We start from the raw sequence: 12,834 nt of genomic DNA on the forward strand, positions 1-12,834 counted from the left end.
GAACAATGTAAATGGGATGACCCATAAAAATATACAGGAGGCCTGATAAAATGGCAATCGTTTCAGCAGAAAAATTTGTCCAAGCAGCTCGTGACAACGGTTATGCAGTTGGTGGATTTAACACAAACAACCTTGAGTGGACTCAAGCTATCTTGCGCGCAGCAGAAGCTAAAAAAGCTCCAGTTTTGATCCAAACTTCAATGGGTGCTGCTAAATACATGGGTGGTTACAAAGTTGCTCGCAACTTGATCGCTAACCTTGTTGAATCAATGGGTATCACTGTACCAGTAGCTATCCACCTTGACCACGGTCACTACGAAGATGCACTTGAGTGTATCGAAGTTGGTTACACTTCAATCATGTTTGACGGTTCACACCTTCCAGTTGAAGAAAACCTTAAATTGGCTAAAGAAGTTGTTGAAAAAGCACACGCTAAAGGTATCTCAGTAGAAGCTGAAGTTGGTACTATCGGTGGTGAAGAAGACGGAATCATCGGTAAAGGTGAATTGGCTCCAATCGAAGACGCTAAAGCAATGGTTGCAACTGGTATTGACTTCTTGGCAGCTGGTATCGGTAACATCCACGGTCCTTACCCAGCAAACTGGGAAGGTCTTGACCTTGACCACTTGCAAAAATTGACAGAAGCTCTTCCAGGATTCCCAATCGTATTGCACGGTGGATCAGGTATTCCTGATGAGCAAATCCAAGCAGCTATCAAACTTGGTGTTGCGAAAGTTAACGTTAACACTGAATGCCAAATCGCATTCGCTAACGCAACTCGTAAATTTGCTCGTGACTACGAAGCAAACGAAGCAGAATACGACAAGAAAAAACTCTTCGACCCACGTAAATTCTTGGCTGACGGTGTAAAAGCTATCCAAGCATCAGTTGAAGAACGTATCGACGTATTCGGTTCAGAAGGTAAAGCTTAATCTGGTTGAACAATACAGATGAAACCTACCCATTGGGTGGGTTTTTTGGTGTGGGAATATATTGTAGAAGAACCAATCTTAAGTTGCTAAAAGATTCTATTTTTTGTACAATAATGCTATGAAAAAACTAAAACAATGTAGTCTTGCCTTTCTTAGTTTCATTCTTTTGTTTCTAGCGGCTACATTCATCTTTCACCGTATCAGTTTGGAAAAAGAACAAGCCTCACTGACACCTATGGGACAACAAGTTCTCGTCGATGGACATCAAATAAATGTTTACGTTGAAGGGAATGGTCCTGAGACTATAGTAGTTCTCTCAGGTGCTAGTATTGCTTCTCCTATATTGGACTTTAAAGAAGTATCGGAATCCTTATCGAAACGGTATAAGGTAGTCATCGTGGAGCGAGCAGGATATGGTTATAGTGATGATAACAATCATTCAAGAGATGTGATGGAGGTTTTGTCTGAGACACGTCAAGCTCTTTCACAAGCAAATGTCAAAGGTCCTTTTATCATTTTGTCTCATTCCATGGCTAGTCTTGAGAGTTTAGCTTGGCAGGAAAAATATCCTGATGAAGTGAAAACCTTGGTTGGGTTAGATTGGGCACTGCCATCTAGTTATGAGAATTTAAAGCAAAATCAGGCCTTAATCACTGTGGCATTTTGGAGTAGCAAGATTGGCTTATTACGCTACTTCCCTGAGTCCTTTTATATAAAAAATCCAACTCTGATCGAAAGTGAACGAAAACAATATAAACTTCTAGCTTATAAGCAGTTGATGTCACAAGCTATGCTTCATGAATCCCAAACGGTAAAGGAAAATGCCAAGAAAGTTCCCTCAAGCATCAATCTGAAAATTCCCACCTTACTACTGGTGTCTAACGGTCAAGGCACTAATTTTGGTCAATCAGAATGGCAGCATTTTGCAGAGGAATTTGTGAGTGACCAGCCTAATGTGAAAGTCATATATATGGATGTACCACACGACCTTTATCATTATCAAAGCGATGCTATTGTTTCTCGCATTAAAGAATTTTTAGAGAATAATTGAGGGCTTAAAAATCCAATGAGACTGATGATAATAATTGAAAGGTAATGACTTATGAATAATTCTTATATTTTACTTAGACATGCTCAATCAAGATTTTCAAGTGATGATTTTAATAGAACTTTGTCAGAAAAAGGATTTTCATCTCTTGACCAGTTAGAGTTTTTGAATTCTTTTAATATTGATTATTATTTTTCTAGTCCTTATAAACGAGCATTTGAAACGATTAATAGTTCGCCAATTCAATTTGATAAAATAGTTCTTGATAATCGGTTACGAGAGCGAAAATTATCTTCAACCTTTATAAAAGATTCTGAGTTTGAAGACAGTATTAAATATTTATGGCAAAATCCCAGTGAATCTCTTTCAGAAGGGGAATCAAATCAAGATGCACTAGCTAGAGTACTAAATTTCTTAATGGAATTGGAAGAGAGATACTCAGAAAAAACGATTTTACTTAGTTCACACGGGAATTTGATAGGAATACTACTACATCACTTTGATTCCAGTTTTGATTATGAAAAATGGGAGCAGATGACCTTTCCAGATTGTTTTCTAATTGATAGAAATGGGATTGTGAAAAGAATTATGAAAGATTAGTTCTTTGATTAATAGTGAATCATATAGATCAAAATAGTTTGCTTTTTATAATTAGTAGCCTGCCCCTAAGTGCAGGTTTTTTGATGTTTTCAGAAAACTATTAAGCCATGATTTTTGATTAAAAATATCACTTTAAGAGAGAAATCTCAAATTTCATAAATTTTAGGCAAACGCTTGCATTCTGTTTTTTATTGGACTATAATAGGTTGGTATAAAGCCTTCTGTAATAATAGAATTGAGAAGGTGTAGAAAGTAAGGATTTAGAATATTTGTAGTCAAAAGACAATGTTGCTATTCCTTACATAGGGAGATAGATATGGCAATGATAGAAGTGGAACATCTTCAGAAAAATTTTGTGAAGACTGTTAAGGAACCGGGCTTGAAGGGGGCTTTGCGCTCCTTTATTCATCCTGAAAAGCAGACCTTTGAAGCGGTCAAGGATTTGACCTTTGAGGTCCCAAAAGGACAAATTTTAGGATTTATCGGGGCCAATGGTGCTGGGAAGTCGACAACCATTAAAATGCTGACTGGGATTTTGAAACCGACATCTGGTTTTTGTCGGATTAACGGCAAGATTCCTCAGGATAATCGTCAAGATTATGTCAAGGATATTGGAGTGGTTTTTGGACAACGCACCCAGCTATGGTGGGATTTGGCCCTGCAAGAGACCTACACGGTTTTAAAAGAGATTTATGATGTGCCAGACTCGCTCTTTCATAAGCGCATGGACTTTTTGAATGAAGTCTTGGATTTGAAGGACTTTATCAAGGATCCTGTGAGAACTCTTTCGCTGGGACAACGGATGCGGGCGGATATTGCAGCTTCCTTGCTTCACAATCCTAAAGTTCTCTTTTTAGATGAACCGACCATTGGTTTGGACGTTTCGGTCAAGGACAATATTCGTCGAGCTATCACCCAAATCAATCAAGAGGAAGAAACAACCATTCTCTTGACAACTCATGACCTGAGCGATATTGAGCAACTCTGTGATCGGATCTTTATGATTGATAAGGGGCAGGAGATTTTTGATGGAACGGTGAGCCAACTCAAGGAGACCTTTGGCAAGATGAAGACTCTCTCCTTTGAACTGCTACCAGGTCAAAGTCATCTCGCTTCTCACTATGAAGGCCTGCCTGATATGAGCATTGATAGACAAGGAAATAGCCTCAACATTGAATTCGATAGTTCACGCTACCAGTCAGCTGACATTATCAAGCAAACCCTGTCTGATTTTGAAATCCGCGACTTGAAGATGATGGATACGGATATCGAGGACATTATACGTCGCTTCTACCGAAAGGAGCTCTAAGATGGCCAAATTGTGGAGACGTTATAAACCCTTTATTAATGCAGGGATTCAGGAGCTGATTACCTATCGAGTCAACTTTATTCTCTATCGGATTGGCGATGTCATGGGTGCTTTTGTGGCTTTTTATCTCTGGAAGGCTGTATTTGATTCTTCGCAAGAGTCCTTGATTCAGGGCTTTAGTATGGCAGATATCACCCTCTACATCATTATGAGTTTTGTGACCAATCTTCTGACTAGATCCGATTCGTCCTTTATGATTGGGGAGGAGGTCAAGGATGGCTCTATTATCATGCGCTTGTTGAGACCAGTGCATTTTGCAGCCTCCTATCTTTTCACTGAGCTTGGTTCCAAGTGGTTGATTTTTATCAGCGTTGGACTGCCATTTTTAAGTGTCATTGTTTTGATGAAAATCGTATCTGGGCAAGGGATGGTAGAAGTGCTGGGATTAACTGTCCTTTATCTTTTTAGCTTAACGCTAGCCTACCTGATCAACTTTTTCTTTAATATCTGCTTTGGTTTTTCTGCCTTTGTATTTAAAAATCTTTGGGGTTCCAATCTACTCAAGACTTCCATAGTGGCCTTTATGTCTGGAAGTTTGATTCCCTTGGCTTTCTTTCCAAAGGTTGTTTCAGATATTCTGTCCTTCCTGCCTTTTTCATCCTTGATTTACACTCCGGTCATGATTATCGTTGGGAAATACGATACCAATCAGATTCTTCAGGCGCTCGCTTTGCAGTTTTTCTGGCTCTTAGTGATGGTGGGCTTGTCTCAGTTGATTTGGAAACGAGTCCAGTCCTTTATTACCATTCAAGGAGGTTAGTATGAAAAAATATCAACGCATGCATCTGATTTTTATCAGACAATACATCAAGCAAATCATGGAATACAAGGTGGATTTTGTAGTTGGTGTTCTGGGAGTATTTCTGACTCAAGGCTTGAATCTCTTGTTTCTTAATGTACTCTTTCAACACATCCCTTCGCTAGAAGGTTGGACCTTTCAAGAGATTGCCTTTATCTATGGATTTTCCTTAATTCCAAAGGGATTAGATCATCTCTTTTTTGACAATCTCTGGGCTTTAGGTCAACGACTAGTTCGAAAAGGGGAGTTTGACAAGTATCTGACTCGTCCTATCAATCCTCTCTTTCACATCCTCGTTGAGACCTTTCAGATTGATGCCTTGGGTGAACTTTTGGTCGGTGGAATCTTACTAGCGACAACGGTGACTAGCATTACTTGGACTCTTTCAAAATTCCTGATTTTCCTAGTCTGTATTCCTTTTGCGACCTTGATCTATACTTCCTTGAAAATAGCGACTGCCAGTATCGCTTTTTGGACCAAGCAGTCAGGAGCAATGATTTACATCTTCTATATGTTCAATGACTTTGCCAAGTACCCGATTTCGATTTACAATTCGCTCCTTCGATGGTTGATTAGCTTTATCGTGCCATTTGCCTTTACGGCCTATTATCCTGCTAGCTATTTCTTACAGGACAAGGATGTGTTCTTTAACATCGGAGGTTTGATGTTGATTTCCCTTGTCTTCTTTGTCATTTCCCTTAAACTTTGGGATAGGGGTTTAGATGCCTACGAAAGTGCGGGTTCTTAGCATAGATGTTATCAAAGCCTTGTCTCAGGACAGGCTTTTTTTAATAGAGATGAAAATTTCTTGACACCTATTCTCAGAGTGCTATACTGTATGTGTAATCGCCGATTTAGCTCAGTTGGTAGAGCAAGAGAGTCGTAAAGTCTAGGTCACAGGTGAACATATGACTGAGGATTTGAAAAGTTAGATATGTAGAAGATAACCGTTAAGTCTTATTCTTAGCGGTTATTTATATTGTTTAATAGCGCTGATATTTCATCAATGATATTTGACTTTGTGATGTTGCTAGTGCTTTAATTTGATTGCTACTATTTTTGATGGTGTGAATGTTCTGATAATGTACCCCAGCTAACTACGAAAGTTTTTGACTCTATATTTTTAATGTGTGTTAAAAAAAAAATTAATGCATGTTAATTTTTCTTGACTTAAATTTTTTTAATTGATATACTATTTTTCAGAGAGCTAACAATTATATATAAATGTACTACTCTATTTCCTAGATGATACTTAGTAAAACTTTTTATAACAAAGGCTAGCAAAGTTAAAGTTTTCTATCTATTGGAAGTTAAATAAATATGTAAGGAATTAAAATGAAAAAAAGTACAGTATTGTCATTAACCACAGCTGCAGTTATTTTAGCAGCATATGTCCCTAATGAGGTAATCCTAGCAGATACACCTAGTTCTGAAGATACTTTAAATATCTCTGATAAAGAAAAAGTAGTAGTAGAGAAGGAAACAGAGAATAAAGAGAGAGATGAAAATATTCATAATGCTATAGAAACTTCAAAGGATATTGAAGAGAAGAAAACAACGGTTATTGAGGAAAAAGAAGTTGTTAGTAAAGAATCTGTGATAGATAACAAAACTAGCAATGAAGAAAAAATCAAAGAAGAAAATTCCAATCAATCCCAAGAAGATAAAGCGGACTCGTCTGCAAGGAAAGACCCAGAAAGTCCCAAAAAAGAGGATAAACTTGTCTATATTGCTGAATTTAAAGATAAAGAATCTGGAGAAAAAGCAATCAAGGAATTATCAAATCTTAAGGATACAAAAGTTTTATATACTTATGATACGGTTTTTAATGGTGTTGCAATAGAAACAACTCCAGATAATCTGGACAAAATTAAACTAATAGAAGGTATTTCATCGATTGAACGATCACAAAAAGTCCAACCAATGATGAATCATGCTAGAAAGGAAATTGGAGTTGAAGAGGCAATTGATTACCTAAAGTCTATCAATGCTCCATTTGGTAAAAATTTTGATGGTCGGGGTATGGTCATTTCAAATATCGATACCGGGACAGATTATAGGCATAAGGCCATGAGGATTGATGATGATGCTAAAGGCTCAATGAGATTCAAAAAAGAAGACTTAAAAGGTACTGATAAAAATTTCTGGTTGAGTGATAAAATCCCTCATGCTTTCAATTATTATAATGGTGGTAAAATTACTGTAGAAAAAGCTGATGATGGAAGCGATTATTTTGATCCACATGGGATGCATATTGCAGGGATTCTTGCGGGAAATGATACTGAAAAAGATATTAAAAACTTTAACGGAATAGATGGAATTGCTCCTAATGCACAGATCTTCTCTTATAAAATGTACTCTGACGCAGGATCTGGCTTCGCAGGAGATGAAACAATGTTTCATGCTATTGAAGATTCCATCAAACACAACGTTGATGTTGTTTCGGTATCATCTGGTTTTACAGGAACAGGTCTTGTAGGTGAGAAATATTGGGAAGCTATTAGAGCGTTAAGAAAAGCAGGCATTCCAATGGTTGTAGCTACGGGTAACTATGCGACTTCTGCTTCAAGTTCTTCATGGGATTTAGTAGCAAATAATAATCTGAAAATGACCGACACTGGAAATGTAACGCGAACTGCAGCACATGAAGATGCGATAGCGGTCGCATCTGCTAAAAATCAAACAGTTGAGTTTGATAAAGTCAACATAGGTGGAGAAAGTTTTAAATACAGAAATATAGGGGCCTTTTTCGATAAGAATAAAATCACAACAAATGAAGATGGTTCAAAAGCTCCTGATAAATTGAAATTTGTATATATAGGCAAAGGTCAAGATCAAGATTTGATAGGATTGGATCTTAAGGGCAAAATTGCAGTAATGGATAGAATTTATACCAAGGATTTAAAAGATGCTTTTAAAAGAGCTACGGATAAGGGCGCACGTGGCATTATGGTTGTAAATACTGTCAATTACTACAATAGAGATAATTGGACAGAGCTTCCAGCTATGGGATATGAGGAGGATGAAGGAACTACTAGTCAAGTATTTTCAATTTCAGGAGATGATGGTGTAAAGCTATGGAACATGATTAGTCCTGATAAAAAAACTGAAGTTAAAAGAAATAATAAGGAAGATTTCAAAGATAAATTGGAGCAATACTATCCAATCGATATGGCAAGCTATAATTCTAATAAACCGAATGTAGGTGACGAAAAAGAGATTGACTTTAAGTTTGCACCTGACACAGACAAAGAATTGTATAAAGAAGATGTCATAGTTCCAGCAGGATCTACATCTTGGGGACCGAGAACAGATTTGCTTTTAAAGCCTGATGTCTCAGCGCCAGGTAAAAATATTAAATCCACTCTCAATGTCATTAATGGGAAATCAACTTATGGCTATATGTCAGGAACTAGTATGGCAACTCCAATCGTGGCAGCTTCTACTGTTTTGATCAGACCAAAGTTAAAGGAAATGCTTGAAAGACCTGTATTGAAAAATCTTGAGGGAGATGACAAAATAGACCTTACGAGTCTTACAAAAATAGCCCTACAAAATACTGCAAGACCTATGATGGATGCGACTTCTTGGAAAGAAAAAAGCCAATACTTTGCATCACCTAGACAGCAGGGAGCAGGTCTAATTAATGTGGCCAATGCTTTGAGAAATGAAGTCGTAGCGACTTTCAAAAACAAGGATTCTAAAGGTTTGGTAAACTCTTATGGTTCTATTTCTCTTAAAGAAATAAAAGGAGATAAAAAATACTTTACAATTAAGCTTCACAATACATCAAACAGACCTTTGACCTTTAAAGTTTCAGCATCAGCTATAACTACAGATTCTCTAACTGATAGACTAAAACTGGATGAAACATATAAAGACGAAAAATCCCCAGATGGGAAGCAAATTGTTCCAGAAATTCACCCAGAAAAAATCAAAGGAGCAAATATCACATTTGAGCATGACACTTTCACTATAAGCCCAAACTCTAGCTTTGATTTAAATGCGGTTATAAACGTTGGAGAGGCTAAAAATAAAAATAAATTTGTAGAATCATTTATTCATTTTGAGTCAGTGGAAGAAATGGAAGCTCTAAACTCCAACGGGAAGAAAACAAATTTCCAACCTTCTTTATCGATGCCTCTAATGGGATTTGCTGGGGATTGGAATAAAGAACCAATCCTTGATAAATGGGCCTGGGAAGAAGGATCAAAATCAAAAACAATGGAAGGTTATGATGATGATGGTAAACCAAAAATTCCAGGAACCTTAAATAAGGGAATTGGTGGAGAACATGGTATAGATAAATTTAACCCAGCAGGAGTTATACAAAATAGAAAAGATAAAAATACAACATCTCTAGATCAAAATCCAGAATTATTTGCTTTCAATAACGAAGGGATCAACGCACCATCATCAAGTGGTTCTAACATTGCTAAAATTTATCCTTTAGATTCAAATGGAAATCCTCAAGATGCTCAACTTGAGAGAGGATTAACACCTTCTCCACTTGTATTAAGAAGTGCAGAAGAAGGAATGATTTCAATAGTAAATACAAATAAAGAGGGAGAAAATCAAATAGACTTAAAAGTCATTTCGAGAGAACACTTTATTAAAGGAATTTTAAACTCTAAGAGAAATGATGCAAAGGGAATCAAATCTTCTAAACTAAAAGTTTGGGGTGATTTGAAGTGGGATGGACTCATCTATAACCCTAGAGGTCGAGAAGAAAATGCACCAGAAAGTAAGGATAACCAAGATCCTGCTACTAAGATAAGAGGTCAATTTGAACCGATTGCGGAAGGTCAATATTTCTATAAATTTAAATATAGATTAACTAAAGATTATCCATGGCAGGTTTCCTATATTCCTGTAAAAATTGATAACACAGCCCCTAAGATTGTTTCGGTTGATTTTTCAAATCCTGAAAAAATTAAGTTGATTACAAAGGATACTTATCATAAGGTAAAAGATCAGTATAAGAATGAAACGCTATTTGCGAGAGATCAAAAAGAACATCCTGAAAAATTTGACGAGATTGCAAACGAAGTTTGGTATGCTGGCGCCGCTCTTGTTAATGAAGATGGAGAGGTTGAGAAAAATCTTGAAGTAACTTATGCAGGTGAGGGTCAAGGAAGAAATAGAAAACTTGACAAAGACGGAAATACCATTTATGAAATTAATGGTGCAGGAGATTTAAGAGGAAAAATCATTGAAGTCATTGCATTAGATGGCTCTAGCAATTTCACAAAGATTCATAGAATTAAATTTGATGATCATGCTGATGAAAAGGGGATGATTTCCTACTATCTAGTAGATCCTGATCAAGATTCATCTAACTACCAAAAGCTTGGCGAGATTGCCGAATCTAAATTTAAAAATTTAGAAAATAGAAAAGAGGATAGTCTTAAAAAAGATACAACTGAGGAAGAAAATCATCAAGACAATGAAGAGTCTATCGAAGAAAAATCTAGCTTGACTATTCATAAAACTATTTCAACAATTAGAGATTTTGAAAGCAAAGACTTAAAGAAACTCATTAAAAAGAAATTTAGAGAAGTTGATGACTTTACAAGTGAAACTGGTAAGAGAACAGAGGAATACGATTATAAATACGATGATAAGGGAAATATCATTGCTTATGACGATGGTAGCGCCTTAGAATATGAAACTGAAAAACTTGACGAAATCAAATCAAAAATTTATGGTGTTCTAAGCCCGTCTAAAGATGGACACTTTGAAATTCTTGGAAAAATCAGTAATGTTTCTAAAAATGCCAAGGTATATTATGGCAATAACTATAAATCTATAGAAATCAAAACGACTAAGTATGATTCCCACTCAAAAACGATGACATTTGATTTATACGCTAATATTAATGATATTGTGGATGGATTAGCTTTTGCAGGAGATATGAGATTCTTTGTTAAAGATGATGATCAGATAAAAGCTGAAACTAAAATTAGAATGCCTGATAAAAATAAGGAAACTAAAGCAGAATATCCGTATGCATCAAGTTATGGGAATGTAATAGAATTAGGAGAAGGAGATCTTTCAAAAAACAAACCAAACAATTTAACGGAAATGGAATCTGGTAAAATCTATTCTGATTCAGAAAAACAACAATATCTGTTAAAAGACAACATCATTCTAAGAAAAGGCTATGCACTAAAAGTGACTACCTATAATCCTGGAAAAACGGATATGTTAGAAGGAAATGGAGTCTATAGCAAGGAAGATATAGCAAAAATACAAAAGACCAATCCTAATCTAAGAGTCCTTTCAGAAAAAATAATTTATACTGATAGTAGAAATGTTGAAGATGGAAGAAGTACTCAAGCTGTATTAATGTCGGCTTTGGACGGCTTTAACATTGTAAGATATCAAGTGTTTACCTTTAAAATGAATGATAAAGGGGAGGCAATCGATAAAGATGGAAATCTTGTAACAGATCCTTCTAAACTTGTATTATTTGGTAAGGATGGTAAAGAGTACACTGGGGAGGATAAATCCAATATAGAAGCTATAAAAGAAGATGGTTCTACGTTATTTATTGATGCAAAACCAGTAAACCTTTCAATGGACAAGAACTACTTTAATCCATCTAAATCTAATAAAATTTATGTACGAAATCCAGAATTTTATTTAAGAGGTAAGATTTCTGATAAGGGTGGTTTTAACTGGGAGTTGAGAGTTAATGAATCGGTTGTAGATAATTATTTAATCTACGGAGATTTACACATTGATAACACTAGAGATTTTAACATTAAGCTTAATGTTAAAGACGGTGACATCATGGACTGGGGAATGAAAGACTATAAAGCAAACGGATTCCCAGATAAGGTAACAGATATGGATGGAAATGTTTATCTTCAAACTGGCTATAGCGATTTGAATGCGAAAGCGGTTGGAGTACACTATCAATTTTTATATGATAATGTTAAACCAGAAGTAAACATTGATCCTAAGGGAAATACTAGTATTGAATATGCTGATGGAAAATCTGTAGTCTTTAACATCAATGATAAAAGAAATAATGGATTCGATGGTGAGATTCAAGACAAACATATTTATGTAAATGGAAAAGAATACAAATCATTTGATGATATTAAACAACTAACAGATAAGACACTAAACATTAAGATTCTTGTAAAAGATTTTGCAAGAAATACAACTGTAAAAGAATTCATTTTAAACAAAGATACGGGAGAGGTGAGCGAACTAAAACCTCAGATGGTAACTGTGACCATTCAAAATGGAAAAGAAATGAGTTCAACGATAGTGTCGGAAGAAGATTTCATTTTACCTGTCTATAAGGGTGAATTAGAAAAAGGCTATCAATTTGATGGCTGGGAAATTTCTGGTGTCGAAGGGAAAAAAGATGCAGGTTATGTTATTAATGTGTCAAAAGATACCCTTATAAAACCTCTATTCAAGAAAATAGAGGAGAAAAAGGAGGAGGAAAATAAACCTACTTTTGATGAATCGAAAAAGAAAGATAACAAACAGGTAAGCCATAGCCAATTAAATCAAAGTCATAGAAAAGAGGACTTACAAAGAGCAAATCATTCACACAAATCTGATTCAACTAAGGATGTCACAGCTACAGTTCCTGTACAAGTAAATTATAGTCAATTAGACGAAAGTCAAAAATCTGATTCAACTAAGGATGTTACAGCTACAGTTCCTGATAAAAATGATAAAAACTTTGAAAATAAGAAGGGAGTTTATCTTAATGAACCAGAGACTATAGCTAATAAACATACCAATATCGATAGTAAATCGGATACTAACAATTCTGATAGATTGCCAAAAACCGGAACAGTTAGAGAAGGTTTTACACCATTCATTGCTGGAATAATGTTTACTGTAGGTGTATTTCTTGGATTGAAGAAAAAAGATTAAGATGAAGACAAAAGCTATAGATGAAAAAATGGTTTATGTACTGAGATGAGATAATTTTAAGGAATTAAGTAGCGTTTGGTTGCTTAATTCCTTTTTATTTGGAAGATAGTTTTCCCCTGTTTCCTTATTTTATCTTAACTATTCAACCACTTAGACCGAGATAGAGACCAGATAGGCAACA

7 protein-coding genes are annotated in these 12,834 nt (G+C 35.8%); all 7 read left to right on the forward strand.

The annotated features are described in order from the left end of the window. Nucleotides 1-50: 50 nt before the first annotated feature. The 7 genes from NMM26_RS02615 (at nucleotide 51) to NMM26_RS02645 (ending at nucleotide 12,653) form a co-directional block, all read left to right on the forward strand. Entirely contained in the window at nucleotides 51-932 is an 882-nt protein-coding gene (locus tag NMM26_RS02615) for a class II fructose-bisphosphate aldolase (RefSeq protein ID WP_001018999.1), read from the forward strand. 118 nt (nucleotides 933-1,050) lie between these two features. Further along, nucleotides 1,051-1,983 (forward strand): alpha/beta fold hydrolase, encoded by a 933-nt coding sequence (locus tag NMM26_RS02620; protein WP_254754243.1) that lies wholly within the window; start codon nucleotides 1,051-1,053, stop codon nucleotides 1,981-1,983. Nucleotides 1,984-2,034: 51 nt separating this feature from the next. Then, nucleotides 2,035-2,580, forward strand: a complete 546-nt coding sequence (locus NMM26_RS02625) for a histidine phosphatase family protein (RefSeq protein WP_254754244.1) — start codon at nucleotides 2,035-2,037, stop codon at nucleotides 2,578-2,580. A gap of 316 nt (nucleotides 2,581-2,896) precedes the next feature. Continuing rightward, nucleotides 2,897-3,889 (forward strand): ATP-binding cassette domain-containing protein, encoded by a 993-nt coding sequence (locus tag NMM26_RS02630; RefSeq protein ID WP_254754245.1) that lies wholly within the window; start codon nucleotides 2,897-2,899, stop codon nucleotides 3,887-3,889. 1 nt (nucleotide 3,890) lies between these two features. Beyond that, on the forward strand, nucleotides 3,891-4,709 hold the full coding sequence (locus NMM26_RS02635; RefSeq protein ID WP_254754246.1) for an ABC-2 family transporter protein: 819 nt from the start codon (nucleotides 3,891-3,893) through the stop codon (nucleotides 4,707-4,709). Nucleotide 4,710: 1 nt separating this feature from the next. Continuing rightward, entirely contained in the window at nucleotides 4,711-5,496 is a 786-nt protein-coding gene (locus NMM26_RS02640) for an ABC transporter permease (RefSeq protein WP_000760750.1), read from the forward strand. 587 nt (nucleotides 5,497-6,083) lie between these two features. Continuing rightward, complete coding sequence (locus NMM26_RS02645; protein WP_254754247.1) at nucleotides 6,084-12,653, forward strand: S8 family serine peptidase; 6,570 nt, start codon at nucleotides 6,084-6,086, stop codon at nucleotides 12,651-12,653. Nucleotides 12,654-12,834 lie beyond the last annotated feature (181 nt).

Source organism: Streptococcus sp. CF7_Ac1-8, from assembly GCF_024295435.1.
In the GTDB taxonomy this organism is placed as follows: domain Bacteria; phylum Bacillota; class Bacilli; order Lactobacillales; family Streptococcaceae; genus Streptococcus; species Streptococcus mitis_AP.

Bases quoted from the DNA above. Each gene is read 5' to 3' on its own strand.
- NMM26_RS02620 (WP_254754243.1), top strand. From the start codon at position 1,051: ATGAAAAAACTAAAACAATGTAGTCTTGCCTTTCTTAGTTTCATTCTT.
- NMM26_RS02640 (WP_000760750.1), top strand. From the start codon at position 4,711: ATGAAAAAATATCAACGCATGCATCTGATTTTTATCAGACAATACATC.
- NMM26_RS02625 (WP_254754244.1), top strand. From the start codon at position 2,035: ATGAATAATTCTTATATTTTACTTAGACATGCTCAATCAAGATTTTCA.
- NMM26_RS02635 (WP_254754246.1), top strand. From the start codon at position 3,891: ATGGCCAAATTGTGGAGACGTTATAAACCCTTTATTAATGCAGGGATT.
- NMM26_RS02645 (WP_254754247.1), top strand. From the start codon at position 6,084: ATGAAAAAAAGTACAGTATTGTCATTAACCACAGCTGCAGTTATTTTA.
- NMM26_RS02630 (WP_254754245.1), top strand. From the start codon at position 2,897: ATGGCAATGATAGAAGTGGAACATCTTCAGAAAAATTTTGTGAAGACT.
- NMM26_RS02615 (WP_001018999.1), top strand. From the start codon at position 51: ATGGCAATCGTTTCAGCAGAAAAATTTGTCCAAGCAGCTCGTGACAAC.